The organism is Phyllobacterium sp. 628 (assembly GCF_014189505.1).
In the GTDB taxonomy this organism is placed as follows: Bacteria; Pseudomonadota; Alphaproteobacteria; order Rhizobiales; family Rhizobiaceae; genus Phyllobacterium.
In genome coordinates, this window is the sequence record NZ_CP050301.1 from 1,207,910 (window position 1) to 1,232,609 (window position 24,700).

25 protein-coding genes, 1 pseudogene and 1 riboswitch are annotated in these 24,700 nt (G+C 55.4%); of the genes and pseudogenes, 13 read left to right on the forward strand and 13 right to left on the reverse strand.

The window, feature by feature from the left end; translation table 11 throughout:
• Positions 1 to 61: 61 nt before the first annotated feature.
• From recF to HB779_RS25375, 9 genes are all read right to left on the reverse strand, one after another.
• On the reverse strand, positions 62 to 1,210 hold the full coding sequence (recF, locus tag HB779_RS07520) for a DNA replication/repair protein RecF (RefSeq protein WP_188345121.1): 1,149 nt from the start codon (positions 1,208 to 1,210) through the stop codon (positions 62 to 64).
• A 60-nt stretch (positions 1,211 to 1,270) separates the two neighbouring features.
• Positions 1,271 to 2,389: a DNA polymerase III subunit beta gene (dnaN, locus tag HB779_RS07525; protein ID WP_188345122.1), complete on the reverse strand. Its 1,119-nt coding sequence runs from the start codon at positions 2,387 to 2,389 to the stop codon at positions 1,271 to 1,273.
• 186 nt (positions 2,390 to 2,575) lie between these two features.
• The gene (dnaA, locus tag HB779_RS07530; protein ID WP_371823893.1) at positions 2,576 to 4,132 is read right to left on the reverse strand and encodes a chromosomal replication initiator protein DnaA; all 1,557 of its coding nucleotides are present in this window, start codon (positions 4,130 to 4,132) and stop codon (positions 2,576 to 2,578) included.
• 858 nt (positions 4,133 to 4,990) lie between these two features.
• The gene (rpsT, locus tag HB779_RS07535; RefSeq protein ID WP_188345123.1) at positions 4,991 to 5,257 is read right to left on the reverse strand and encodes a 30S ribosomal protein S20; all 267 of its coding nucleotides are present in this window, start codon (positions 5,255 to 5,257) and stop codon (positions 4,991 to 4,993) included.
• Between the two features lie 156 nt (positions 5,258 to 5,413).
• On the reverse strand, positions 5,414 to 6,187 hold the full coding sequence (locus HB779_RS07540; RefSeq protein WP_188345124.1) for an enoyl-CoA hydratase: 774 nt from the start codon (positions 6,185 to 6,187) through the stop codon (positions 5,414 to 5,416).
• Between the two features lie 13 nt (positions 6,188 to 6,200).
• Positions 6,201 to 7,088, reverse strand: a complete 888-nt coding sequence (mutM, locus tag HB779_RS07545) for a bifunctional DNA-formamidopyrimidine glycosylase/DNA-(apurinic or apyrimidinic site) lyase (RefSeq protein ID WP_188345125.1) — start codon at positions 7,086 to 7,088, stop codon at positions 6,201 to 6,203.
• Complete coding sequence (locus HB779_RS07550; RefSeq protein ID WP_188345126.1) at positions 7,081 to 8,316, reverse strand: phosphopentomutase; 1,236 nt, start codon at positions 8,314 to 8,316, stop codon at positions 7,081 to 7,083. The genes mutM and HB779_RS07550 overlap by 8 nt, the downstream gene beginning before the upstream one ends.
• Positions 8,317 to 8,406: 90 nt before the next feature.
• The gene (locus HB779_RS07555; protein ID WP_188345127.1) at positions 8,407 to 9,003 is read right to left on the reverse strand and encodes a TadE/TadG family type IV pilus assembly protein; all 597 of its coding nucleotides are present in this window, start codon (positions 9,001 to 9,003) and stop codon (positions 8,407 to 8,409) included.
• A gap of 62 nt (positions 9,004 to 9,065) precedes the next feature.
• The gene (locus HB779_RS25375; protein ID WP_371823917.1) at positions 9,066 to 9,506 is read right to left on the reverse strand and encodes a TadE/TadG family type IV pilus assembly protein; all 441 of its coding nucleotides are present in this window, start codon (positions 9,504 to 9,506) and stop codon (positions 9,066 to 9,068) included.
• Here HB779_RS25375 and HB779_RS25380 point away from each other — a divergent pair.
• Positions 9,459 to 9,641, forward strand: a complete 183-nt coding sequence (locus HB779_RS25380) for a hypothetical protein (RefSeq protein WP_244642478.1) — start codon at positions 9,459 to 9,461, stop codon at positions 9,639 to 9,641. The genes HB779_RS25375 and HB779_RS25380 overlap by 48 nt on opposite strands.
• A gap of 163 nt (positions 9,642 to 9,804) precedes the next feature.
• Here HB779_RS25380 and HB779_RS07565 read toward each other — a convergent pair whose 3' ends face one another.
• The gene (locus tag HB779_RS07565; protein WP_188345129.1) at positions 9,805 to 10,245 is read right to left on the reverse strand and encodes a pilus assembly protein N-terminal domain-containing protein; all 441 of its coding nucleotides are present in this window, start codon (positions 10,243 to 10,245) and stop codon (positions 9,805 to 9,807) included.
• Positions 10,246 to 10,532: 287 nt separating this feature from the next.
• On the opposite strand from HB779_RS07565, the gene HB779_RS07570 reads away from it, so the two are divergent.
• The 9 genes from HB779_RS07570 to HB779_RS07610 all read left to right on the forward strand — a co-directional run bounded on the left by HB779_RS07570 (position 10,533) and on the right by HB779_RS07610 (position 19,467).
• A complete protein-coding gene (locus HB779_RS07570; RefSeq protein WP_188345130.1) occupies positions 10,533 to 10,739 on the forward strand; it encodes a Flp family type IVb pilin in 207 nt (68 codons plus the stop codon).
• Positions 10,740 to 10,789: 50 nt separating this feature from the next.
• Positions 10,790 to 11,314, forward strand: coding sequence for a prepilin peptidase (locus HB779_RS07575; protein ID WP_188345131.1), 525 nt, complete (start codon positions 10,790 to 10,792; stop codon positions 11,312 to 11,314).
• Between the two features lie 187 nt (positions 11,315 to 11,501).
• Positions 11,502 to 12,302, forward strand: coding sequence for a Flp pilus assembly protein CpaB (cpaB, locus tag HB779_RS07580; protein ID WP_188345132.1), 801 nt, complete (start codon positions 11,502 to 11,504; stop codon positions 12,300 to 12,302).
• A gap of 17 nt (positions 12,303 to 12,319) precedes the next feature.
• The gene (locus HB779_RS07585) at positions 12,320 to 13,858 is read left to right on the forward strand and encodes a type II and III secretion system protein family protein (RefSeq protein WP_188345823.1); all 1,539 of its coding nucleotides are present in this window, start codon (positions 12,320 to 12,322) and stop codon (positions 13,856 to 13,858) included.
• On the forward strand, positions 13,855 to 14,553 hold the full coding sequence (locus HB779_RS07590) for a CpaD family pilus assembly lipoprotein (RefSeq protein WP_244642480.1): 699 nt from the start codon (positions 13,855 to 13,857) through the stop codon (positions 14,551 to 14,553). Before HB779_RS07585 ends, HB779_RS07590 begins: the two co-directional genes overlap by 4 nt.
• 57 nt (positions 14,554 to 14,610) lie before the next feature.
• Positions 14,611 to 15,894, forward strand: a complete 1,284-nt coding sequence (locus HB779_RS07595) for a CpaE family protein (protein WP_188345133.1) — start codon at positions 14,611 to 14,613, stop codon at positions 15,892 to 15,894.
• A gap of 20 nt (positions 15,895 to 15,914) precedes the next feature.
• Complete coding sequence (locus HB779_RS07600; RefSeq protein WP_188345134.1) at positions 15,915 to 17,390, forward strand: CpaF family protein; 1,476 nt, start codon at positions 15,915 to 15,917, stop codon at positions 17,388 to 17,390.
• 24 nt (positions 17,391 to 17,414) lie between these two features.
• Complete coding sequence (locus tag HB779_RS07605; RefSeq protein WP_188345135.1) at positions 17,415 to 18,428, forward strand: type II secretion system F family protein; 1,014 nt, start codon at positions 17,415 to 17,417, stop codon at positions 18,426 to 18,428.
• A gap of 13 nt (positions 18,429 to 18,441) precedes the next feature.
• Entirely contained in the window at positions 18,442 to 19,467 is a 1,026-nt protein-coding gene (locus HB779_RS07610; RefSeq protein ID WP_188345136.1) for a type II secretion system F family protein, read from the forward strand.
• 71 nt (positions 19,468 to 19,538) lie between these two features.
• Here the strand turns inward: HB779_RS07610 and HB779_RS07615 are convergent, their stop codons facing one another.
• Positions 19,539 to 20,372, reverse strand: coding sequence for a tetratricopeptide repeat protein (locus HB779_RS07615; RefSeq protein WP_188345137.1), 834 nt, complete (start codon positions 20,370 to 20,372; stop codon positions 19,539 to 19,541).
• Positions 20,373 to 20,519: 147 nt separating this feature from the next.
• Between HB779_RS07615 and HB779_RS07620 the strand changes: the two are divergent.
• Positions 20,520 to 21,891: pseudogene (locus tag HB779_RS07620) on the forward strand (M17 family metallopeptidase).
• Positions 21,892 to 21,910: 19 nt separating this feature from the next.
• On the opposite strand, the gene HB779_RS07625 reads toward HB779_RS07620, so the two are convergent.
• A complete protein-coding gene (locus HB779_RS07625; RefSeq protein ID WP_371823894.1) occupies positions 21,911 to 22,549 on the reverse strand; it encodes a chloramphenicol phosphotransferase CPT family protein in 639 nt (212 codons plus the stop codon).
• Between the two features lie 112 nt (positions 22,550 to 22,661).
• On the opposite strand from HB779_RS07625, the gene HB779_RS07630 reads away from it, so the two are divergent.
• Positions 22,662 to 23,012, forward strand: coding sequence for a MarR family transcriptional regulator (locus HB779_RS07630; RefSeq protein WP_188345140.1), 351 nt, complete (start codon positions 22,662 to 22,664; stop codon positions 23,010 to 23,012).
• The gene (locus HB779_RS07635; RefSeq protein ID WP_188345825.1) at positions 23,000 to 23,866 is read left to right on the forward strand and encodes an NlpC/P60 family protein; all 867 of its coding nucleotides are present in this window, start codon (positions 23,000 to 23,002) and stop codon (positions 23,864 to 23,866) included. Before HB779_RS07630 ends, HB779_RS07635 begins: the two co-directional genes overlap by 13 nt.
• A 59-nt stretch (positions 23,867 to 23,925) precedes the next feature.
• Here the strand turns inward: HB779_RS07635 and HB779_RS07640 are convergent, their stop codons facing one another.
• Positions 23,926 to 24,435 carry a 6,7-dimethyl-8-ribityllumazine synthase gene (locus tag HB779_RS07640; protein WP_188345141.1) on the reverse strand — a complete coding sequence of 170 codons (510 nt, stop codon included), beginning with the start codon at positions 24,433 to 24,435 and terminating at the stop codon, positions 23,926 to 23,928.
• Between the two features lie 80 nt (positions 24,436 to 24,515).
• A riboswitch (FMN riboswitch) is annotated at positions 24,516 to 24,678 on the reverse strand.
• Between the last annotated feature and the right edge of the window lie 22 nt (positions 24,679 to 24,700).

Below are 24,700 nucleotides of genomic sequence, written 5' to 3' on the forward strand. Positions count from 1 at the left end.
GTTGGGCGGGCAGTCCTCACGAAGCTAGCATAGCCACGGGCGCGTTTTCCATCACCGAATGTCAGCGCGGGCGCACTTCACCGTGTGCAACATCAAAAAATTGCGCACGTCCATCCAGGCTGGAAAACAGCGCACGATCCGTACCGGTCATGAAAGCCTGCCCGCCGAGTTCTTCGATAATGTCGAACAGCGCCGCACGCCGGCCCTCATCCAGATGCGCAGCGATTTCGTCCAGCAGCAAGATCGGCGCCATCCCGGCAAGTTCGCCCGTAAGGCGGGCATGTGACAGGATAAGCCCGATCAACAGCGCCTTTTGCTCGCCAGTGGAGCAGAGCGCGGCGGGCATGGCTTTCGGACGATGGCGCACAAGCAGGTCGGAGCGATGCGGACCGTCGAGCGTGCGCCCGGCAGCGCGGTCGCGGTTTCGTCCGTCATGCAGGGCGCGGCGGAAGGTTTCCTCGACGTCGGTTGCCGCTTCGATACCGACGCGCGCTTCAAGCTCGCCATCAAGGATACAGTCGGCCTTGGGGAAGGGTGTATCATCCGGCAGCCGCTCGATCATGCCGTTGATCAGACGCATGAGTTCGGCACGCGCCGCGGCGATGGCAATGCCGAGCTCCGCCATGGGCGTTTCAATGGCATCGAGCCAAGCGCTGTTGCTGCGCTCTTCCGTAAGCAAACGGTTACGGCTACGCATTGCCTTCTCATAGTTGAGAACGCGTTTGCCATGGGCCGGATCGATGGCCAACACCATGCGGTCAAGAAAACGCCTGCGGTCGCCAGCCGGGCCAGTGAACAATCCGTCCATGGACGGGACCAGCCAAAGAATGCGCGAATATTCCAGGAGATCATCGGCACTGGAGGCCGTCACACCATTAATGCGCACGCGCCGGGCAGTATCGCCGGGTGCATTGCCGGCAAGGCCCGTGCCGACATCGACAGAACCTTCTTCGGTTTCGATAGCGGCGTGAATGGCAAAGCCGTCGGGTGCATCGTTGCGGGTTACATCCGTATAGGTAGCGCGTCGCAAGCCGCGTCCGGGCGACAGAAATGATACCGCTTCAAGGAGGTTCGTCTTGCCCGAACCGTTTTCGCCGGTCAGCACCACATGCGAAGGGCCAAGCCGCAGCGACAGACTTTCATAATTGCGAAAATTGGCAAGCTTCAACCGGCTGATCGAAACGCGGGCTGGCTTAGAATCGCTATTCATTGGAAGTCCGACAGGACAGAGGGGGTGATGTAAACATCACCCATCACTAAAACAGCGAAACTATACCCGCATCGGCATGAGGACATAGAGCGCATTTGCGTCGCCTGTATCCCGCACCAATGTTGGCGAGCCCGCATCGGCCAGCATAAAGATGGCTTCGGAACCGGACAACTGAGCCGTAATATCAAGAAGATATTTGGCGTTGAAACCGATTTCGATCGGATCGGAATCATAATCGGCTGCAAGCTCATCGGTCGCACTGCCAGAATCCGGATTGTTGACGGTCAGCGTCAACTGGCCATCGGCGATTGTCAGCTTAACGGCACGGCCGCGCTCGCTGGAAATGGTCGACACTCGGTCAACGGCCGAGGCAAAGCTCTGGCGGTCAATGGTCAGCTTCTTGTCATTACCGGATGGAATAACGCGTTGATAATCCGGGAACGTGCCGTCGATCAGCTTGGAAGTGAGAACCACCGAACCGATGGTAAAGCGGATTTTCGTGTCCGATAGCTCGATTGTAACTGCGACATCTGGATCATCGACCAGTTTCTGCAATTCGGCGACAGTCTTGCGCGGAATAATGATGCCGGGCATGCCCTCGGCGCCCGACGGCGCTTCCAGCTCGGCACGCGCCAGACGATGACCGTCGGTGGCAACAGCACGCAGCTTCAGCGAACCTTCGCTCTCGATCGCGTGGAAATAGATGCCATTGAGATAATAGCGGGTCTCTTCGGTGGAAATGGCGAACTGCGTGCGCTCGATCAGGCTCTTCAGCGCACTTGAGGAAATGCGGAATGTGTGGGTGAACGAACCCGCAGTCAGCTCCGGAAAATCCGATTGCGGCAGGCACTGCAGGCGGAAATTCGAGCGGCCTGATGTAACGGTCATGGAATTGCCGTCGGCATTGGTTGCCAGCATCACTTCAGCGCCGTCTGGCAGTTTGCGAACGATATCATAGAGCAGATGGGCCGGTACAGTTGTCGCGCCAGCCTGTTCGATCTGCGCGGCTGTGGCTTCCGTCACTTCGAGATCAAGATCGGTGGCTTTGAGAGCAAGGCTTGCGCCATCCGCTTGCAGCAGAACGTTCGAAAGGATCGGAATGGTGTTGCGCCGTTCCACCACACGATGGACGTGGTTGAGCGACTTCAGAAGATTGGAACGTTCAAGAGTTACACGCATGATAAACCGGTCTCACTGTCTTTATCGACCCAAAGCCAACAGAGGCTTGCGGCGCTTTTTCTGGCGAGAGGGTGAAGTTCCCCCAAGGTCAAGCAAATTGGCAGAAAGTCACCGTAAAAAGCAAGCCTGCGGCTGGTATCAACGTACCATACCACAGGCTTTCTGTTGATAAGTGGCGTGATGCCCTTATTGGGCCTGATCGTTGATCAGACGCTTCAGAAGCTCAATTTCCTGTGACAGTTTCTGGTCCTTGCCGGCAACATCCTCGATCTTGCGCACAGCATGCAGAACCGTCGTGTGATCGCGGCCGCCAAAGCGCCGGCCGATTTCCGGCAGAGAACGTGGTGTCAGCATCTTGGCGAGATACATAGCGATTTGACGAGGCTTGACGATGGTGCGTGTGCGCCGGTTCGACAAAAGGTCCTGCTTGGAAACGTTGTAGTGCCGCGAAACAATGCGCTGGATTTCTTCGATGCGGATACGCTTGGCTTCGCCGCCGCGCATCAGATGGCTGAGCAGTTCGTCAACACGATCCACGGAAAGGTTCGGCTCGAATGTCTGGCGGAACAGCAACTGGTTGAACGCGCCTTCCAGCTCCCGGCCGCTGCCGGTGACAGACTGAGCGACATGGTCGAGAATCTCAGGTGAAATATCGAGCGACTGGTCTTCCTGCTGGGCAGCAACGAGGCGGCGCTTGAGAATTTCGAGGCGCATCACATAGTCGGGCGAGACCATTTCCAGTGCGACACCGCCCTGAAGGCGCGAACGCACGCGTGCATCCAGTGATTCCAGTTCTGAAGGCGGACGGTCCGCAGCCACAACAACCTGCTTGGCGCTGTCGAGCAACGTATTGATCAGATGGCAGAATTCATGCTGGATCGACTTGCCCTGCAGGAACTGCATGTCATCGATGATCAGTAGGTCGATATCGCGCAACTGCTCCTTGAAAGAGAGCGCATTGTTATCGCGAATAGCCGTTGCGAAACGCCACATGAAATATTCAGCGGTCAGGTAAACCACACGGGTGCGCTCGGAACGCTTCAACGCATCTGCGGCAATTGCCTGCAGAAGATGTGTCTTACCAAGGCCAACCGAGGCGTGGATGAACAGCGGGTTGAAGCGTACGGCACTGGCACCGGCATCGGCGATGGTACGCGCTGCAGCAAGGGCGACGCGGTTGGGCGAGCCGTCAACAAACGTATCGAACGTATAGCGCGGATCCAGCGGCGATCCGAAAACAGAGTTCTGTCCTGGGCGGTCAGTCGCACGGTCTGTAAAATGTGCCGGCGCCTTTTTGTCCTGGGATGTGTTGCCAACCGGGAAAACCGGCTTGTCACGGGTAATGGCGCGCGGATCGGTGCGCAATGTGGTTTCTGCTTCCAGAGAAGGGCGGCAGGCGCGGCTGGCGCTGCGGAAGACAATCTCAACCTTCAGAACCTGCTCGTCCTCTTCACGCCACAGCGCGTTGATCATGTCGGAGTAGTGATTGTTGATCCAGGAACGCAGGAATGCGGTTGGCACGGACAAGCGAACAATGCTCTTGGATGTTTCGTCCAGCTTGAGACGGCCGAACCAGCTTGAGTAAACTTCATTTCCGAGTTTGGCCTTGAGTTTGATCTGGACTCTCTCGAAAATCATTTCGCTCTGGCTGATGGCCGATACCATACTCTTCCCTTCGTCCATATGGAGCGGGACCATGGCTGCATTCGTGCCGTTTTCCATTATTCCGCTGGTCATTGTCATTGCCTCATCCTGATATTTATCTGTTCGGACTTTATTGATGTCCGTGTTTTCATGTGGACCGGTCGAAGACCGGTGTGCAGAGTTGTAGAGCCGATCACCCCTATGAGCGGCTTTCAATCTCTGGGAGCTAGTGGATTATTAGGGACAGTAACGTGCTGTACAGATCTGAACAATCTTCCGCTGAAATTTTAAAAACCGTCACGTCCATATCCTTCTCAACTTTGGCGCAAAAAGACTCACGCCCGGCTGATGCCAGCGCTGCCAACTTGCTTCTTTTCTGAAACGATCCAGGTTTGCATAACCTGAATACCGACAAAATCTACCCGCTACGCAAACAAATAATCTGCGTCCGAACCCACTAATTTTATAAGCCTGTTAAATGGGTTTTTGCCCACCCCTTCGATGTCTGGACCTTACAAAAACCTTTGCGGTGAGGGCAAGGGCAGGCACGCCGCTTTTTTAGTGAATTAAAGGTTAACGCTTTTATGTTTTTTTTAACGATCCCCGGTACGGTCGGGAAAAAGCCTTCGGATTCAAAGCCTTTTTTGGAATGCCGATTTTGCTGCACTGCGGAGTCACGCGATCAAAAAAAATATTAAATTATCGCTTGACAGTAGCTGGGGTGGCAGATTCTCGGCACTGGGTTTGCTGCGCAATGACTACCTTCTGTAAATCATTGAAATTAAACAAGAAATGATGGTTGTCGCTTTTTGTCCGAAACTATTTGTGACCGGCATATGTCAGGGTTTTGATATGCCACAATCTTTTTCACTGGAAACGAATTTGTGCTCAAAATTTTGGCAAATAAAAAACCCGGCTAAGGACCAGCCGGGTTTAAAATAGACTAAATTGGTATGATTAAGCAGTCATGCCCTTGAGGCGTGCTGCAAGACGCGAAACCTTGCGGGATGCTGTGTTCTTGTGAACGACACCCTTGGTTGCTGCGCGCATCATTTCCGGTTCAACAGCCTTGAAGGCTACGGAAGCGGCTGCCTGATCACCGCTTGTCACCGCATCTTCGAACTTGCGAAGGAAGGTGCGCACGCGTGAACGGCGGGATTTATTAACTTCGGTGCGGGCTTCGATCTTGCGCGCCGCTTTCTTGGCCGAAGGAGTGTTGGCCATGATGCCTCTCTTTTCTGTCAGCTACTCGGCAGCTTCAAAGCGGCCGTCACAAAATAATAGGGTGGCCGAGGGGCCACCAAACGTTGTCGGGCTTATAGATCACGTTTCCCGTTGCGTCAACTTGGAATCGTTGCCTTGCCGGTGGATATTTCTACCCTACCGGTTTTTGAAATTCGGAGTGCGTTTTTCGGCAAAGGCCGCCATTCCTTCTTTCTGGTCTTCCAGCGCAAACATGGAATGGAAGACGCGCCGTTCGAACCGCAAGCCTTCCGCTAGCGTGGTTTCATAGGCCCGGTTGACGGTTTCCTTGGTCATCATGGCAACAGGCAGGGAGAAAGACGCGATTTTCCCGGCCGCCTTCAGCGCCTCTTCGATCAGCTCACCCGCCGGGACAACCCGTGAAACAAGGCCGCTGCGCTCAGCTTCAGCCGCATCCATCATGCGCCCGGTCAGGCACAGATCCATAGCCTTGGACTTGCCGATAAAGCGCGTCAGCCGCTGCGACCCGCCCATGCCGGGCATGACACCCAGCGTGATTTCCGGCTGGCCGAATTTGGCGGTATCTGCCGCAATGATGAAATCGCACATCATGGCCAGCTCACAGCCGCCGCCAAGCGCATAACCGGCGACCGCCGCAATCAATGGCTTGCGCAGCCGGGTCACCCGCTCCCACTCGCTGAAATAATCGCCGAGGTAAGCATCGGCAAACTGCAATGTCTGCATTTCCTTGATGTCGGCCCCGGCCGCAAAGGCTTTTTCCGAACCGGTAATGACGACGGCACCGATTCGATTATCTTTCTCGAAGTCTTCCAGTGCGGTGCTGAGTTCGGCGAGCAAGGCGGAGTTCAGGGCGTTCAGGGCCTGTGGCCGGTTAAGCTGAATGAAGCCAACCTTCTCGCGTGTCTCCACGATGATATTTTCATAGGCCATCTGAATAGTCCTCCTAGTGCTGGCAGATCGGGCAAAAAAACGTCGAGCGTCCGCTTTGAACGATGCGTGTCACCGTGCCATCGCAAGTGGGCCGGGGGCAAGGGTCGCCTTCGCGGTCGTAGACAGAAAATGAGTGCTGGAAATAGCCAAGCTCGCCGTCGGCTTGCCTGTAGTCTTTGAGACTGGAGCCACCCGCTGCTATCGCATCTGCTATGACCGAGCGAATGGCGGTCGCCAGCCGTTCTGCCATGGGCTCACCCTTTTTACCGGCAATGGTGCCTGCCACACGTAGAGGTGAGAGCTCAGCGCGCCACAGAGCCTCGCAGACATAAATATTGCCAAGCCCCGCAATCAACCTTTGATCCAGCAGGGCGGCTTTAAGCGGTGCATTCTTGTTGTCAAACAGCTTGGCGAGCAGAGTGCCATCAAGCCGGTTGCCGGTTGGCTCGATACCAAGATCCTTGATCAGTTTGTGGGTATTAAGCCCACCGGGTTCAGCAAACAGCATGAAACCAAAACGGCGCGGATCATTATAGATGATGCGGGTTTTGACCTGTGCCGCAGATTCAAGATGGATGACCACGTGGTCGTGCGTGGCGGCTTTCGAACGGTCATGGTGGAATGCGCCGGGAACCATGTCGTCTGCATCCTGCTCAATCCGGTAAGAACCCGACATGCCGAGATGGCTGATGAGACCGAGTCCGTTATCCAAATGGATGATCAGATATTTTGCCCGCCGCTCGAGTGAGTCGATCCTGCGGCCCGTCAGTCTTTCCGCAAAGTCCTGGGGAAAGGGAAACCGCAGGTCCGGGCGCCTCTGTTCGACACGCGCAATGGTTGCGCCCTCCATAAAAGGCTGCAATCCACGGCGGACTGTTTCAACTTCGGGTAGTTCAGGCATGGGATGCGGTGCCTCGCAGGAAACTCTTACCGTGCGCACCGGCGGCAATCCCAAGATGCGCAGCGATGGTTTCGCCAATATCGGCGAAGGTGGGACGTATTCCCAGAGTGCCATGCGGCAGACCGGGTCCGAAGCAAAGCACCGGAACGCGTTCGCGTGTGTGGTCTGTACCCCTGAAGGTCGGATCGCAACCATGATCGGCGGTGAGGATCATAAGGTCACCTTCACGCAACTTGGCCAAAGCTTCAGGTAGCCGCTTGTCGAACGCTTCGAGCGCTGCCGCATAGCCCGGCACGTCGCGGCGGTGGCCATAGAGCATGTCGAAATCGACAAAATTGGTGAAAACCAGATCACCATCCTGCGCGTCATCCATGGCAATCAGCGTTTCATCGAACAGCGCCATGTTGCCATTGGCCTTGCGCACCTGCGATACGCCCTTGTGCGCATAGATATCGCCGATCTTGCCGATGGCAATGACAATGCGCCCGGCATCAGTGAGACGGTCGAGCAATGTCGGTTCCGGTGGGGGCACGGAATAGTCGCGGCGATTGCCCGTCCGCTCAAAGCTTGCCTTGTCTTCACCAACAAATGGCCGCGCAATCACGCGCCCGATATTCAGGGGATCGACCAGTTCGCGCAGGATTTCACAAAGCTTGTACAGCCGGTCCAGCCCAAAATGCTGCTCATGGGCTGCGATCTGGATGACAGAATCTGTGGATGTATAGAAAATTGGCTTGCCCGAGCGGATATGTTCCTCGCCATATTCCTCGATAATTTCGGTGCCCGAGGCGTGCTTGTTACCGAGAATACCGGGCAGGTTGGCGCGGGTTATGGCTTCGGCGACGAGGCTGTCGGGAAAGGTGGGAATGGTCTGCGGGAAATAACCCCAATTGAAGGTAACCGGCACTCCGGCAATTTCCCAATGACCCGATGGCGTATCTTTGCCGTTGGAGACCTCTTCTGCCGCCCCCCATAACCCGACCGGAGCGGCCGTTTCTGCGGGAATTTGCAAACTGGAAGCAATGTTGGCCGCATGGAAGAGGCCTAGCGACGTCAAATTGGGAAGAACGAGCGGACCGGAGCGCAATCCCTGCTTGTCGCCGCGCCCGGCAGCGCAGGCTTCCATAATGTGACCGAGCGTCGTCGAGCCTTCATCGCCGAAGGCCGCTGCATCCGGCGCGCCGCCAATGCCAAAAGAATCGAGCACAAAAAGAAAAGCGCGGGACATGCATCACTCCATCAAACCTGTGCCCCACAGATAGGTCAAACTTCGGCTGATGACAAACAGGATGTTCCCAAGCGCAGGAAGTGGGACGGTTCAGCAGTCGCTGCAGGCAACGGATGGTCCCTGGCGCACGCGGCCGTAATAGGTCTTGCTCATTGCAAGGCCGGGGCCACTGGTGCCAACAGATGTGTTGACGGTGTTTTTGATGGTCCAGGCAATGAGCGGAATGTAGGCAATCTGCGTCTCGACGCGGACAATGGATGTGCCGGGATTGTTCAGATTGGCGTCAACGGTAATATTGCTCCCCTTTGTATAGGGCGTGCTGACCGTCTGATTTACCATGCGGCGTGACCAGGCGACAGTCGGACTGCCGGTCAGCGGAATATTGATGGCAGTGACTGTGATCTGCGGCAAGTCACGCTGATAGGGCAATAATGTTGTTGCGCCGATCGCCATGATATCATCCAGATCGTTCTTGACGATTGCTTGCTGCTGCGTGACCAGATCGTTGACGATAATCGTCGCTCGGCCAAGCTTCTTATTGACATCAAGTCCGGTTGTAATCTCGACGCTGCCGAGCAGAAGCATGATCATGACGGGTGCGATCAGGGCAAACTCCATGGCCGCCACACCGCGACGGTCAGCCAAAAAATTGGCAAGATATGTGCCTGCCCTATGCGTTGCTGTCATCAATGTTCCAAATGGGTACATGGCGGATGCTTTCGTCGAAGCGGATTTTGGACAGGCCGGCATCACAGATATGGCTCATTGCGCCAGGTTACTGTGGAGAACAGCAATGTCTTGCCTTGATCTTTGATCGTTGCAATTCGGGATTTCATGGGATCAGTCAGAATAGGCCAGCGGTAAAAGATACGCATCTGGTTGATGGTGCCTGCGGCGCCTGGCTTGACCTGCAACTGGGCAACATCAACGTCATTGTTAGCATTGACGGGAAAAGTTTTGGGGACTGCCTTGAAGGTCGCATAGGTCTGCAGATCGACTTCAAGATCGGGGCAAGGAGCCGCCGCCATGAACAATTGCCCGCAAAGCAATTTCTTCAGTTTGACCGCGTTATCTACGTCAACGACTTTTTTCTGCCCGGTCCGCAGCTGCCGCGCGAGATCATCCACGGCATTTGACATGGCTTGCTGCGCAGTGAAGCTCAAGCTCACTTCAATAATGGCAAAAATCAAAAGAAAGAAGGGCAGGGCAATCAGGGCAAATTCTATGGCTACGGAGCCACGGTTGTTTTTGCAAAATCGCCCGAAGATGGATGTTCTGCCGGCACGGGGGCGGACGGACGCTGGCATGGCAGCATTTTCGCCTAGACTGTTTGTATGTGTGTCCCCGGACATGAATTGTCTCTTTCCGCACTTTTCTGAAGGTCCGGACAGAGCACTATCATTCAGATGTTAGAATCCCGTGTGAAGCCATGGACAAATTGCGACAAACAGATTCATTCTTTTTCAACCGTGTTTAAGCTGAACCGGATCAATTGCCGCCAATTTGCGTGTCGGATTTTTTCTCGGCATCGGTTTTCTGCGATATCTCGCAGAATGGCGAACAGGAAAGCGTCTGGACCATAGCACGCCGGTAGACACGCACCGTATTAGCAACGCTGCGGCTGACCAGAACCTGATCGTCGACAATGGCGCTGCCGTCGGCATCCATGATGACGATATTGGTCATGCCGAAGCCCTTGCCGGTCAGCACGACAGTCCGTGCATCCTTGACAACGGCATCTGCAATCTCCGGATCGCCCACAACCACCGTGTCAGCGGGCCGCGCCAGTTTCAGAACAGTGGCTTGGTTCATAACCACGTGAATGCCAGTATCGGCATGGGCCTGCTTCATTCCGATGGCGGTTGCTGCCAACCCAAGCACGAACAGTATCCCGTAGAGATGATTGGTGCGATTCTGGGTGTGAAACATGGTGGCGCCCTTTGGAAAACGATGGGCCAACCATGACTGCTATTTGTGAAAGAAGACTTAAGTCTGTGAACGGATCGTTAAGTATAAATTTCTTCAAAGCGCCAAACTGCCCGGGAATATATGACAGGGCACCTGCGGGCAATTTTAGTCTTTGATTTCATCCTTTCGTAACGGTCTTTTTTAAGAGGAATGCAATGCGCTGCGGATAGGCTTGTCTTCAGTCAGGCTAAAGGCGGTTGTCCGTCAATGCCGGAACGAAAGACAAGAACACACGCAGGGAGATCATGATGTTCGATACAAAGCACCTTGCGGAAACCGATCGCAATGTCTTCGCCGGATTTCCCAAGAACCGGTCAGGCGCGACAGCGATTGAGTATGCGTTGATCGCCGGAATTATCTCCATTGGTATCGTGGCGGGCGCAGGAACGCTCGGGAATGCCGTGGGTGGTGCGTTTAACGGTGTTGCGACCAAGGTTACGAACGCAACGAAGTAAATGCGTTGGCCGCATGACGGGCTGGATGAGTCATTCAATGGAACAGGGTAATGATTGAAGCTGCCATATTGATCGTCTTTCCGTTTGCCATGGCATTTGCAGCCATATCAGACCTGTTATCGATGACGATCCAGAATCGCGTCTCTTTCATCCTGCTCATCTCTTTTGCCGTGCTTGCACCGCTGACTGGGATGCCTTGGGATGTCTACGGTTTGCATTTTGCCGGGGGCGCAGCAGTGCTGGCGGTCACATTCATACTCTTTGCGACAGGAACCATGGGGGGCGGGGATGCCAAACTCATGACCGCAACGGCGGTCTGGATTGGCTGGAACGTCGATCTTCTCGTCTATATCCTGACATTGTCACTGCTTGGGGGCGCACTGACCCTCGCCATCCTCCGTTACCGCAATTCACATATGGCCATGGCCTATGCCGGAAGACTTGATTTCATGCATCGGCTGGCCCAGAAAAATGAAGGTGTGCCCTATGGAATTGCGCTTGGCGCAGCGGGTCTCATCATGTTTCCGTCATCACCCCTGGCTATCTGGGTCGTGGACCGTCTGGCGCATATTTGACGGCCTTTAATCGCCGGCTTTCCAAATAATCACTCGCGAGTGCCTTGTGCGGCAACAATAGTTCAAATGAATCGGCGCCCAGCGTCGTTTTTTGTCCTTTTAAGTAAAGTGTTAACCATAATTACACGATTGCCGCGCCAAGGTGCAACCCTGGGTAATCATAGACAAAAGTCTATCGGGGTGATCGATGCAAAAGGCACGCGTTGTTATTCTCATCGTGGCGGTCGCGGCTGCGGGTGCTGCTGGCTATATTGCCACGAACATGAAGCCGGACGCGCCTGTCGTCGTTGAAAAGATCGCCCCGCCGCAGATTGAACTTCAGAATGTTCTGGTTGCAACTGAAGGCCTTGGCGTTGGTGCCGAGATGACCAGCCAGATGCGTTGGCAGGCTTGGCCGGTTTCTGCTTTGGCCGACGGATATATCAAGCGATCCGAACGCCCGAATGCGGAAGAAGAACTGCGCGGCTCCACTGTTCGTCTGCAACTCTTTCCCGGGGAGCCCATCCGCGAAGCAAAATTGATCGGCAAGGGCCAGAGTTTTATGTCGGCGCAATTGCCCGCCGGAATGCGCGCTGTTGCAACGCAGATTGCTGCAGACACATCAGCGGGCGGCTTCATACTCCCCAACGATTATGTTGACGTCATCATGATCCGTCAGGTCGACGGTGATCAGAAGCAGTACGCGACAGAAACCATCTTGAGCAATGTGCGCGTCCTTGCCATCGACCAGACCATTCAAGAAGACGAAACCGGGCAAAAGACCAAGGTTGGTTCCACGGCAACACTCGAACTGACGCCGCAACAGGCGGAAATACTGTCAGTCGCCCAGCAGATGGCCAGCCGCATGACACTTGTATTGCGCTCCCTGCAGGATGCACAGGAGCCAACGGGGCCAGGTGCTGAATATCTGGTCAATTCTCCCGGACGGGCCGGAAACGTCAAACTGATCAAGTCCGGAACGGTCACCGAAATATTGGGGCGTAAATAATGGGGTTCGGGTCAATCATGCCGGGCAGGCGCAATCGTCAATTATCCCGCATCTGGACAGCTGCAATCGTCGCGGCTGGCTGCAGCTTTGCTTTGCTGACAACAGGTACGGTTGCTGTGGCTGAAAGCAATGTTGTCAAGTTGAACCAGGGGCAGGGGATTTCGAAGCGCATCAATCTCGCCTTGAACAAATCGCTGGTTGTTGATCTTCCGGCCGATGCCTATGACATCCTCGTGGCCAACCCGACTGTCGCCGACGCCGTTACGCGTACGGCGCGCCGTATTTATCTTTTCGGCAAGCAGGTCGGGCAGACCAATGTGTTTGTCTTCGGGCCGAATGGCGAGCAGCTCGCCAGTTTCGATCTGGTGATCGAGCGCGACGTGGCCGGTCTTGAGGGCAGTCTCAAGAAGTATATTCCAGATTCCGACATCAAGGTCGAACTTCTGAATGATAACGTCATCCTCACCGGAACCGTGCAAACCCCGCTCGATGCCAAACGCGCCAGCGATCTGGCGACATTGCTGGTTACCGGCGGTGAAGCCACAACGGGACAATATCAGCAGAACGGCGTAGGCGGTGGCAATGGCAGCACCAGCGTCATTATCGGCGATCAGGATGAAGCGCGCCAGAAAAGTAAGATCGTCAATCTCATTCAGATTGCCGGTGAAGATCAGGTTACGTTGAAAGTAACCGTTGCCGAAGTCAGCCGCACCGTTATGAAACAGCTGGGGGTCAATCTGGTGGCATCTGGCACCGGTAGTGGCATCAGTTTTTCCGGTATGACACAGAATATCAGCGGCCTGGGTGCGCCGTTGAGCGCCGGAGGAGCAAGTGTTGGCGGCAAGATCGGCAGCACGAGTATCGCAGCCTATTTGAACGCAATGGAATTGGCCGGCGTTATGAAAACCTTGGCCGAGCCAACGCTTACGGCAATTTCCGGCGAAAAGGCAACTTTCCGTGTGGGTGGTGAGTACAACATCATCACCGGACAGGACGAGGACGACAAGGGCAAAGTAACGCGTGAACATAGCACCGTGGAATATGGTATCGGTCTGGAGTTTGTTCCGGTTGTGCTTTCCCCCGGCCGCATCAGTCTGAAAGTCAGAACCTCGGTTTCAGAGCCGACAATGGAAGGCTCCGTTGCAGTGGGCGCTTCGACTGGTCCGTCAACCAACATCATTTCCATCCGCAAACGTCTTGCCGATACGACGGTTGAACTGCCATCCGGCGGTTCGATGATGATCGCCGGCCTTATGCGTGATGATGTCCGTCAGACGATGTCCGGTTTCCCCGGTCTGTCGAAAATACCGATCTTGGGGACCTTGTTCCGTAGCCGTGATTTTGTGCGCAACGAAAGCGAGCTCGTCGTGATCATTACGCCTTACCTCGTGCGCCCTGTCGCTCGCAATGCGTTGGCTCGGCCGGATGACAATCTCAATCCGGAAACCGACGCGGCCTCAATGTTCCTCGGCAAGGTCAACCGTGTCTATGGAACGAAAGCAGCCAGCGCACCCGCCGGACGCTACGAAGGCGTTGTTGGATACATCTACAAATGAGCAAGGATCCTGTCATGTCAGACGTTACTGCATCTATTTGCGTGAAGCCGGTCCTCGCTCTGTTGGTTGTGGCGCTTCTTGCCGGCTGCGCATCGCGAAACGAGAGCGTCGGCAGCATTCCCGACGATTACCGGACCAACCATCCAATCACTATCTCGGAGAAGGAACAGGTTGCCGATATTCCCGTTGGCCATGCGGACAGCCGCCTGTCGATCACCCAGCGCAGCATTGTCGAAAATGCGCTGGCGAATTATCGCTCCAACGGCTCCGGCGTGATTCACATTCTGTTGCCGTCGGGCACGCCCAACGAACAGGCTGCCAGCCGATTGCGTAACGATATCACGACAACATTGCGCAAGGGCGGGGTAAAACCGTTCAACATTTCCAGTGAACGTTACCGGGCTAACCCGGATGAGTCCGCTCCAATCCGTTTGTCCTATTCCGCGATGACTGCATCGACCGGGCCATGCGGTCAATGGCCGAAAGATATTCTCGATACTGCGGACAATAAACACTACGCCAATTTTGGCTGTGCCAGCCAAAACAATCTTGCCGCTCAGATCGCCAATCCTGCGGATCTGCTCGGACCGCGGGCAACGACAACAATTGATGCCGAGCGTCGGGGCAAGATCATCGATACCTATCGCACTGCGGTGCCGCCAGTGCTCGGTGTACGAACGGAAGTCAATTATTAAGCAGCCCCGGTACCAAGCAGATAATGAGCCGTCCTCCTTTGATCATCGGAACACGTTATGAGCCAGTTGGCCTTTGAAACAGAAAATCAGTTCGAGGACGGCGGCGAGCGGCCTGCCGGGGCGGGCTTGCATGCTTACCGGCCCATTCCCCGCATATCGATACAGGCGTTCTTCGAAAGTGATGCAATCGCCAAGCAGATATCGCGAACGAGTGAAGACCGCCGCATGGCGAAGACGCACACGCAGCTTCACGCAGGCGGTATAGACAGTGCTGTCGCGTTGTTCCGGACGGTGCCAACGCCCAATCTTATCCTGCTTGAATCATCCGCCGCTCCGCGCGATATGCTCAATCAGCTTGCGGCGCTGTCGGATGTTTGTGACCCAAGCACCAAAGTCGTCATCATAGGACATTACAACGATGTCTGGCTTTACCGGGAACTGCTGCGCAACGGCATTTCCGAATATATGGTCGCTCCGGTCGATCTCGCTGATATCATCGGGGTGATCGGTGGCCTATTCGTTGATCCCGATGCCAAACCGCTGGGTAGTTCCATCGCCTTCATTGGTGCAAAGGGTGGTGTGGGTTCTTCGACGATAGCGCATAACATTGCCTGGTCGATTTCCTCGCTGTTCAAGAGCGAAGTTGTCATTGCCGACATGGATCTGCCCTACGGCACCGCGAATATCAATTTCGATCAGGATCCACCGCAGGGGATAGCGGAAGCGGTGTTTTCACCAGAGCGTATAGACGATGTCTATCTTGACCGGCTCCTTGCACAATGTGCTGAGAACCTGTCGCTGCTCGCTGCGCCATCGACACTGGATCGCGTGTTCGATTTCCGCGATGATTCCTTTGCTCATCTGATTGATGTGGCGCAGAGGTCCGTGCCCCATGTTATTCTGGATATACCGCACAGCTGGAATGGCTGGACCCGCACGACGCTCGCCAGAGCTGACGAGATCGTCATCGTGGCATCGCCCGAGCTCGCCAATCTGCGCAACACCAAAAACTTGCTGGATACGCTGAAGCATTTGCGTCCGAATGACCGACCGCCGAGGCTTGTCCTCAATCAGGTGGGAATTCCCAAGCGGCCGGAGATTGCACCCGCTGACTTCTGCAGCCCCCTCGGCATCGCGCCGCTGGGTGTCATTCCATTCGAGCCCGCTTTGTTTGGCAACGCAGCCAACAATGGCCGAATGCTTGCCGAGACCGATTCAGGCAATGCCATCGTCCAGAACATCAACGAAATTGCCCACATTCTGACCGGGCGTCTTGAATTGAAGACGAAGAAGAAGCCCGGACTGGCCTCTGTACTGTCCAAGCTGAAGCGTAAGAAATGATCGTGAAGGAATAACCAGGCATGTTCGGCAAACGCGGAAATACCGGAGAAATTCGTCCGGTTCAGGAGTTTCGGGCTATGGCGCTCGAAACGGCATTGCCTGTGCAAGCCACCGCGATCTTGGAACCTGCACGATTTTCGAAGGATATCCCAGACGTTAAACGCTCTGCCATCATCGAACAGGCGCCAAAAGCGGCAGCTCCGGTGCGCGAGAAAAACGAAAGCTACTACGATACCAAGTCGCAGGTTTTCTCTGCGCTGATTGATACAATCGACCTTTCGCAGCTTTCGAAACTCGATCCGGATGTCGCGCGTGAGGAAATTCGCGATATCGTCAATGATATTATCGCCATCAAGAATTTTGCCATGTCTATCGCCGAGCAGGAGGAGCTGCTTGATGATATTTGCAACGATGTTTTGGGTTATGGACCGCTGGAACCCCTGCTGGCGCGCGACGATATTGCCGATATTATGGTCAATGGCGCGCGCAAGACTTACATCGAAGTCCTGGGCAAGGTGCAGGAATCCAGTGTCCGCTTCCGCGACAATCAGCAACTACTCAACATCTGCCAGCGGATCGTCAGTCAGGTCGGTAGGCGGGTTGATGAATCCAGCCCCATCTGCGATGCGCGTCTGCCTGACGGTTCGCGTGTCAACGTTATTGCGCCGCCGCTTGCGCTGGATGGACCGGTACTCACCATCCGCAAGTTCAAGAAAGATAAGCTCACTCTCGATCAACTGGTGCGGTTTGGCGCGATCTCGCCACCCGGTGCCGAGTTGTTGCAGATTATTGGTCGTGTTCGTTGCAACATTGTCATTTCAGGCGGCACCGGCTCCGGCAAGACGACATTGCTGAATTGCCTGACGAACTACATCGATCGCGACGAGCGGATTATTACCTGCGAAGACTCGGCGGAACTTCAGCTGCAGCAGCCGCACGTCGTGCGGCTCGAAACCCGCCCGGCCAACCTTGAAGGCGAAGGTGAGATCACGATGCGTGATCTCGTCAAGAATTGCCTGCGTATGCGCCCGGAACGCATTATCGTCGGCGAAGTGCGCGGGCCAGAAGTGTTTGATCTTCTGTCGGCCATGAATACGGGTCACGATGGGTCCATGGGCACACTTCACGCCAATAGCCCGCGCGAATGCCTCAACCGTATGGAGTCGATGATCGCCATGGGTGGTTTTTCACTCCCCCAGCGAACCGTACGTGAGATCATCGTCGGCTCTGTCGATATTATTATCCAGGCGGCCCGGTTGCGTGACGGCTCTCGCCGCATAACCCATGTGACTGAAGTGGTCGGCATGGAAGGCGACGTGATTATCACGCAGGACCTCATGGTTTATGACATCGATGGTGAAGACGCGAATGGCCGCCTGACGGGCAGGCATGTATCGACAGGCATCAGCCGTCCCAAATTCTGGGATCGTGCCCGGTATTACAACGAGGAGCAGCGCCTCGCCCAAGCCATTGACGCGATGGAAATTCAATCATGACGCGTATGATGCGGGAGTTCCCTCGTGTTCGGACTTGATCTTTCCCAGCTCACTTTTGTTTTGTTGGCGACGATTTCCGTTGGGGCGCTCGCTTACTTCTTTGTCTTTGACAATATCGAACAGCAGAAGAAGACCGATGACCGCCTGAAAACCGTAAAGCTTGCGGCAACCGATAGCACGAGCAAATTGGTTGCGCGCGACAAGCAGGCAGAAGCCGTCAAACGCCGAAAGTCTGTTCAGGATACGTTGAACGACATCGATAAGCGGCAAAAACTGCGCGACAAGAATATCAAATCACCACCCCTCAAGATGCTGCTGCAGCAGGCGGGTATGAAGCTTACTGTTAAGCGGTTTTATATCTATTCCGGCTTGGTCGGTTTGCTGCTGGTCTTCGTTCGAACGTTCTTTGGTGCGCCAATGTATCTTGCGCCAGGCTTTTTCTTGATTGGTGCTCTTGGCCTGCCGCGCGCCTTTGTTTATTTCAAGCGCCGCCGGCGGGTTGCTGCTTTTCTGCATGAATTTCCCAATGCTATCGACGTCATTGTCCGGTCCATTCGTTCTGGTCTGCCGCTGAATGATGGTATTCGCCTGATCGCGCAGGATGCGCGCGAACCGGTCAAAACCGAGTTTCGCCGTATTGTCGATATGCAGCAGGTCGGCGTGAGCATTCCCGAAGCATCCATGCGCATGTCGGAGTTCATGCCTTGTCCCGAAGCCAGTTTCTTTGGCATTGTCATCCAGATTCAGGCACAGGCGGGCGGCAATCTGTCGGAAGCGCTCGGGAACCTTTCCCGTGTGCTGCGAGACCGCAAAAAGATGAAGGCGAAAGTCCAGGCGCTTTCCATGGAAGCCAAGGCATCTGCCTATATCATCGGAGCGCTGCCCTTTGTTGTGGCAACCCTCGTATATCTCTCGAGCCCCGGTTACATCATGATCCTTTTTACCACCGATACGGGAAAGCTGATCATGATCTGTGCCGGGATCTGGATGTCGATTGGCATCGCGGTGATGCGTAAAATGGTCAACTTCAAGTTCTAGACGGAGCCGCGCGGTGTTCTCATCCCTTCTTAAGTCTGTTCAAGATAACCCGGACACCGTGAAAGCCGTGCTTGTTGCAATCTCGGCTTTTGCAACAGTCGTCACCATATTTCTGCCGAAGCTGCGATCCTCCGTTTTGAAAACCCGGATGAAATCAGTAGCGATCGAGCGCGACCAATTGCGGGCCAAGGACCGCACCAGGATTGCCACCGAGAGCATGAGCCGTCACAAAGCCGCGTCGCAAGGTACGTTGCGCATGGCACAAAGGCAGGGTGTCCGGCAGTTTGTCGAAAAACTGGACCTGCAGAGGGCACTTGCTGATGACAAGACGCTGGCTTCCCTGCGTACTGCCGGATTTCGCGGACAGAATGCTTTGAACCTGTTTCTTGCCGCGCGCTTTGGTCTGCCCTTCATCACATTGAGTCTGACAGCTTTTTGGATATTTGGTCTCGATGGGCTGGCGCAGCAATCCACCATGGTGCGCATCCTCATTTGTCTCGTCGGCGGCTATATCGGCTTTTATGCGCCCAATCTGTATGTCAGCAATGTCGGTAGCAAGCGCAAGCAATCCATCCAGTTGGCGTGGCCGGATTCGCTCGATTTGATGCTGATCTGCGTGGAATCCGGTATGTCGATCGAAGCGGCTTTCAAGAAGGTTTCGGAGGAAATCGGCTTGCAATCAACCGCGCTGGCGGAAGAGTTTGTTCTCACCAACGCGGAATTGTCGTTTCTGCCAGAGCGGCGGCAGGCCTACGAAAACCTTGCGACACGTACCGGACTTGAAACGGTAAAATCAGTGGTCCAGGCGCTGACCCAGTCCGAGCGCTATGGCACGTCGATTGGCGCGGCATTGCGCACCCTGTCAGATGAAAGCCGTGAAATGCGCTTGAATGCAGCTGAGAAAAAAGCTGCGGCATTGCCGCCGAAACTCACCGTGCCAATGATCCTGTTTCTGTTGCCGGTGCTATTCGCCGTCATTCTGGGGCCAGCTGCTATTCAGGTATCCGCTCAGGGCGGAATATTCGGCACAGTGAAATAAAAACAACCACTGCAACAAAAAAGCCGCCTCTTTCGGGCGGCTTTTGTTCTTAAAGATCGGGGTCCGCCCCTTTAAGCCTTTGGCTTGTTCTTGTCTTTCAGCATGTTCCAGGAATTTTGCTGTGCCAGCATGGAGCGCAGATATTTGACATTGGCCTCGGCCTGTTGCGGCGAGAGTTCCTGTTTGGCAATGGTTTCAGCCTCAGCGAAGCGGCCCTGCAACCCGACAACAAGCGCCAGATTCTGCCGGACGCGGCTGTCTGCACCTTGCGCGGTGACAGCCTTGCGCATGTAGGTTTCGGCCGTATTCAACTCGCCGGAAAGCACATAGGACATACCGAGGTTGGAAATCAGCGATGCCTCGTTCGGGTTGATATCCATGGCTTGTTTATAAATATCCCGTGCCTCGCCGGTTTTGCCAAGCTGGTCAAGGATAGCCCCTTCAGCCGATAGCAGTTTCCAGTCCGGGTATTCCGGTGTCTGGGCACGGCGGACAGCATCAAGCGCCGCCTCAAATTCACCGCTGCTAGCGAGAGCCTTGCCGTAGGCAGCCAGAACATCGCGATCCTTGGGATAGGCGATGGCAAGACTGCGCATCACCGCCAGCGCCTGATCATTGCGCCCTGTCATGCGCAAAACGGCAGCAAAGTTCATGGCCGTGACCTTGTCTTTCGGATTGCTCTGGTAACGCGCACCAAGACTTGCCGAAGTTTGTGCAAGCTGCTGGGCATTCATCTGGTCATAACCGCCCGATGGCGCTGGGCTTGTCGAAGTGGCGGCAGGCGAGATTGATCCAGTCGTTGTTTTATCAGTTGTTGCGCAACCCGAAACGGAGGCAGTAAGAACAATCATCGCAGCGGCAAAAATGAACCGGCGATTGCGTTGAATAATCCCTGCGCTTGTCATAATTTGCCCCGTCAGATCCCGCAGCACAAACCGCCTGTGCGTTAACCAATTCCATGCGAAAGAAATATTCTGTTAACCCTAACGGACCGTTAATGCCGCCATATTTGCGGTCGTAAATGCAGAAAATTGCCTAAGGAGAAACCCGCAATGCCCGCTGAAATCACGAAACAGAAATCCCCCCGACAGCAAGCCGGTCTGGTTCGTACCAAAGGGCGGGCTGGAAAAACTCGGACTGGACGCAGCTATGCTGGCTTGGGCAAGCGTTAATGGCTTTGACGGGCAGGTGGGACGTGTGTTGATTCTCCCCGGCGAAAAGGGTGAGATTGCCGGCGCATTGCTTGGCACAGGCAAGGATGACAACCGCCTTGCCTCGGGCAAACTGGCGCAAGCTTTGCCCGGGGGCGCCTGGCATCTGGCAGGTGCTGTAAGCGATCCTGATCTGGCAGCTCTGGGGTTTCTGCTCGGCGGCTACAAGTTCATGCGCTATGTGAAAAAGGACGATGTTGCCGTGTCGCTGGCGCTGCCGGAAGGTGCGCACAAGGCCGATGTGAAGCGGCAGGTCAAGGCGGTGACGCTGGCGCGCGATCTCATCAACACCCCAACCAATGATATGGGCCCGGATGCATTGGAAGCCGCCGTGCGCAAGGTGGGCGATGAGCACAAAGCATCGGTCAGCGTCATCAAGGGCGATGCGCTGCTCAAGAAGAATTTCCCGGTGATCCATGCGGTCGGCCGCGCCGGAAGTGAAGAGCCGCGGCTGATCGATCTTGAATGGGGCAAGAAGGATGCGCCGAAGGTAACGCTTGTCGGCAAGGGGGTCTGCTTTGATACCGGCGGTCTCGATATCAAGCCGGCCAGCAGCATGCTGCTGATGAAGAAGGATATGGGTGGCGCCGCCAATGTACTGGCGCTGGCCAGCATTATCATGGATGCAAAATTGCCGGTACGGCTGCGCGTGCTCATTCCTGCGGTTGAGAATTCGATTTCCGCCAATGCATTCCGCCCGAGTGACATTCTGACCAGCCGCAAGGGCATTACGGTTGAAATTGGCAATACGGATGCAGAGGGCCGTCTGGTTCTGGCGGACGCGCTGGCGTTGGCCGACGAGGAAGAGCCGGAAATCCTCATCGATATGGCAACCCTGACCGGCGCTGCCCGCGTTGCGCTCGGCCCGGATGTGCCGCCATTCTATTCCAATGACGATACATTTGCGGCGGAGGTTGCCAAATCGTCGGAAGCTGTTTCCGATCCAGTGTGGCGCATGCCTCTGTGGGCGCCCTATGAAGCCAGACTTTCATCGCGCGTTGCCGATATCAACAATGTCACATCAGATGGTTTTGCCGGATCAGTCACAGCGGCCCTGTTTCTCAAGCGCTTTGTCGAAAAGGCCAAAGTTTGGGGCCATTTTGATATCTACGGCTGGAACCCGGTGGAAAAGGCGCATGCGCCAATTGGCGGCGAGGCACAGGCGATCCGCGCGCTGTATCATCTGTTGAAAGCCCGGTTCCCCGCCGAGTAATCGCCAGAACGAAACGCGGTCAGGTTTTGGCCGCGAGGCGCTCAAAAGCTGTCGGATGGTGCAGGCTTCGCTGCAGCGTTTCTTTGATCGTGGCGGCGCATGCCGCAGAACTTGAAGTCGAGGTATCGACCTCCAGATCATAGAGGCCGGGAATGTGCACCGCTTCCTGCCAGCGCAGCACAGGGGCCGGAATGGGCTCATCTGCTGACCCCACTGCGTAAGCGCCCTCCCGCCCTGCCTGACCCGTATTGCGGCGCTGCATGATAATATCGAGCGGACATCGGACACCGACAAAGAGGACAGGCAGTCCGTTCAGCCGTTTAGCGCAATCGCCAAGAATATTCAGCGGTTTTGAATAGCTGTCGTGGTGGCCGATATCGGCAACAACATTCAGACCAAGACGGCTATGGGCTGCGATGCAGTCGTACAAAGCCGCATAGAAAACCGGGATGAGTGGTTCAAGGTCCGGACGCTCTCCGCCGGGCCGCAAACCTATGCCGGGCTGATAGCGCAGCGGAGTTGCGTGCCGCACATATGTATCGACACCGAGGTTCATCCACGGACCTTCGAAGCTTTCCTGAATGGCCGCAGCGATGCAGGATTTACCCGAGCGTGGCGCACCATTGAGGATAATGATCTGGCCCGTTTCCATTCCCATCTCCCTTTGTGGCATCTCATTTTAACCCATCTTGCCCAATAAAATGAAGCACTTGTGCTTGGACCGGTACAGGATAAAATGATACGGAACCGAAATGACTCGGAAGCCGTCTATGCAGATTGAATTGAAGCCGTTTCAGGCGCTCACTTTGTGGAAGGAAATTGCCATCTCGGAAGTGCGCGATGACGCGCATGACCTGACGATGCGGCAATTGGCCGTGCTGCTGACGGTATATCTGGAGCCGCCGCCGCACACGATCCGTGGTATGGCTGCCAAGCTGAAAGTGACCAAGCCGGTGATCACCCGCGCACTCGACACAATGGGTGCCTATGGTCTGGTCGACCGGCACCGCGATGAAAAGGACAAGCGCAATGTTCTCGTCAAGAGAACGGTAAAAGGTGCGCTCTATGTTGAAAAGCTCGGCGACCTCGTCATCGCCAAAGCAAGAGGATTGCCCCTGTGACATTGGATAAACGGCTGAATGCGTTCCGCTCCGATCTGGCGGATGAAAGCTTGCGCGGACAGATTGAGGCGGATCGCTTTGTCGAAGGCAAGCCCATGCGCATTTCTGAACCCGTGGTTGACGTGCGCGGTGCGCCGCGCGGCGATGCGGGTGTGACTACTCAGTTCCTCTTCGGCGATGATATTCTGGTATTCGAAGACACCAATGGCTGGTGCTGGGTTCAGAACGAACGTGATGGCTATGTCGGCTATGTCGTCGATACGGCAATCGATCAGCGCCGCGACGAGCCGACCCATATCGTTATTGCGCCGCGCACCTTTGTCTATCCGGGTTCTGACCTGAAATTCCCGCATACTAAAGCCCTGTCCATGGGCTCGCTGGTTACCATCAAGGGCGGCGAGGAGCGGCGCGGCACGCTCTATGGCATCTTGCCAAGTGGTGAGGCAGTCATCGCCAAACATCTTGTGCCGATTGACGAGGTGACGGACGATCATGTGGCGGTCGCGGAAACCATGATGCACACGCCCTATCTCTGGGGCGGTGTCTCTGGTTTTGGCATCGACTGTTCTGGCCTTGTGCAACTGGCGCTGCTGATGACCGGCCAGTCCGCGCTACGTGATTCCGATATGCAGGCCAGTTCCATCGGCGACGCGGTCGAACCGGATGACACCTATAGCAATCTGAAGCGCGGTGATTTCGTTTTCTGGAAAGGGCATGCGGCAATGATGGCCAATTCCTCCATGCTGTTGCATGCCAGCGGTCACACGATGAGTGTCACGCTGGAACCGCTGCACGATGCGATCGAGCGCATCGCCTATCTCTATGGCAAGCCGACAGCCGTACGGCGGCTGTAAATCTTACCCCCTCCGCCCTGTCGGGCAGAGGGGGCAAATCTCATCTTTTCCCGTGACGCCTACGCCGCTGACAAGTCAGCCACCCGCTGGAATGTGCGGATGATCTGCAGACAGGCGCGGGCTGCTTCCTGACCCTTGATCAGAAAATGCTTGGTGAAGAAGTCGATGTGCTGCGCGGTTTCCTGAAAATGATGCGGTGTCAGCACGGCCGACAGCATCGGAACACCCGTTTCCATCTGAGCGGTCAGAAGTGCGTTGACCACTGTTCCGGCAACAAAATCATGCCGGTAAATCCCGCCATCGACGACAAGGCCAGCCGCGACAATGGCGTCGTAGCGCCCGGCTTCGGCCAGCTTTTTGGCAAGCAGCGGAATGTCGAATGAACCCGGCACGTCATAGACGTCGAAACGCCCAACATTGACGCCTTGCGTTTTGAGCTCACCTTCAAAGCCAATACGGCATTGATCGACAATTTCCGAATGCCAGCGCGCCTGAATATAGGCAATGCGGGGAGGGGAATGCAGGGTTTGAGTGGCTTGCGGGGTATTGTTATTCTGGAACTGATCCATGTCGGTCTCCTCAAGAGTTGACGTGAATCAGGGCACAACCAAAAACGGTTCGGGACTGCCGTAAGGCATCCCTTGCTTTCAGTTGTTCTCTTTCATCCGGACTATACCGTCGGCTTCGGAATTGCACCGAAATCTGCTGACCTTTCCAGCGAACCGGAAAGCGCTCGCGGGCTCGTACCTGACATCTTTCGACACCCAGTGATTACCGCCGGTGGGGAATTGCGCCCCGCCCTGAGAACACTTGCGAGAGTTAAGATAGTTGTTT

Bases quoted from the DNA above. Each gene is read 5' to 3' on its own strand.
- recF (WP_188345121.1), bottom strand. From the start codon at position 1,210: ATGAATAGCGATTCTAAGCCAGCCCGCGTTTCGATCAGCCGGTTGAAG.
- dnaN (WP_188345122.1), bottom strand. From the start codon at position 2,389: ATGCGTGTAACTCTTGAACGTTCCAATCTTCTGAAGTCGCTCAACCAC.
- dnaA (WP_371823893.1), bottom strand. From the start codon at position 4,132: ATGACAATGACCAGCGGAATAATGGAAAACGGCACGAATGCAGCCATG.
- rpsT (WP_188345123.1), bottom strand. From the start codon at position 5,257: ATGGCCAACACTCCTTCGGCCAAGAAAGCGGCGCGCAAGATCGAAGCC.
- HB779_RS07540 (WP_188345124.1), bottom strand. From the start codon at position 6,187: ATGGCCTATGAAAATATCATCGTGGAGACACGCGAGAAGGTTGGCTTC.
- mutM (WP_188345125.1), bottom strand. From the start codon at position 7,088: ATGCCTGAACTACCCGAAGTTGAAACAGTCCGCCGTGGATTGCAGCCT.
- HB779_RS07550 (WP_188345126.1), bottom strand. From the start codon at position 8,316: ATGTCCCGCGCTTTTCTTTTTGTGCTCGATTCTTTTGGCATTGGCGGC.
- HB779_RS07555 (WP_188345127.1), bottom strand. From the start codon at position 9,003: ATGACAGCAACGCATAGGGCAGGCACATATCTTGCCAATTTTTTGGCT.
- HB779_RS07565 (WP_188345129.1), bottom strand. From the start codon at position 10,245: ATGTTTCACACCCAGAATCGCACCAATCATCTCTACGGGATACTGTTC.
- HB779_RS07570 (WP_188345130.1), top strand. From the start codon at position 10,533: ATGTTCGATACAAAGCACCTTGCGGAAACCGATCGCAATGTCTTCGCC.
- HB779_RS07575 (WP_188345131.1), top strand. From the start codon at position 10,790: ATGATTGAAGCTGCCATATTGATCGTCTTTCCGTTTGCCATGGCATTT.
- cpaB (WP_188345132.1), top strand. From the start codon at position 11,502: ATGCAAAAGGCACGCGTTGTTATTCTCATCGTGGCGGTCGCGGCTGCG.
- HB779_RS07585 (WP_188345823.1), top strand. From the start codon at position 12,320: ATGCCGGGCAGGCGCAATCGTCAATTATCCCGCATCTGGACAGCTGCA.
- HB779_RS07590 (WP_244642480.1), top strand. From the start codon at position 13,855: ATGAGCAAGGATCCTGTCATGTCAGACGTTACTGCATCTATTTGCGTG.
- HB779_RS07595 (WP_188345133.1), top strand. From the start codon at position 14,611: ATGAGCCAGTTGGCCTTTGAAACAGAAAATCAGTTCGAGGACGGCGGC.
- HB779_RS07600 (WP_188345134.1), top strand. From the start codon at position 15,915: ATGTTCGGCAAACGCGGAAATACCGGAGAAATTCGTCCGGTTCAGGAG.
- HB779_RS07615 (WP_188345137.1), bottom strand. From the start codon at position 20,372: ATGACAAGCGCAGGGATTATTCAACGCAATCGCCGGTTCATTTTTGCC.
- HB779_RS07625 (WP_371823894.1), bottom strand. From the start codon at position 22,549: ATGGGAATGGAAACGGGCCAGATCATTATCCTCAATGGTGCGCCACGC.
- HB779_RS07630 (WP_188345140.1), top strand. From the start codon at position 22,662: ATGCAGATTGAATTGAAGCCGTTTCAGGCGCTCACTTTGTGGAAGGAA.
- HB779_RS07640 (WP_188345141.1), bottom strand. From the start codon at position 24,435: ATGGATCAGTTCCAGAATAACAATACCCCGCAAGCCACTCAAACCCTG.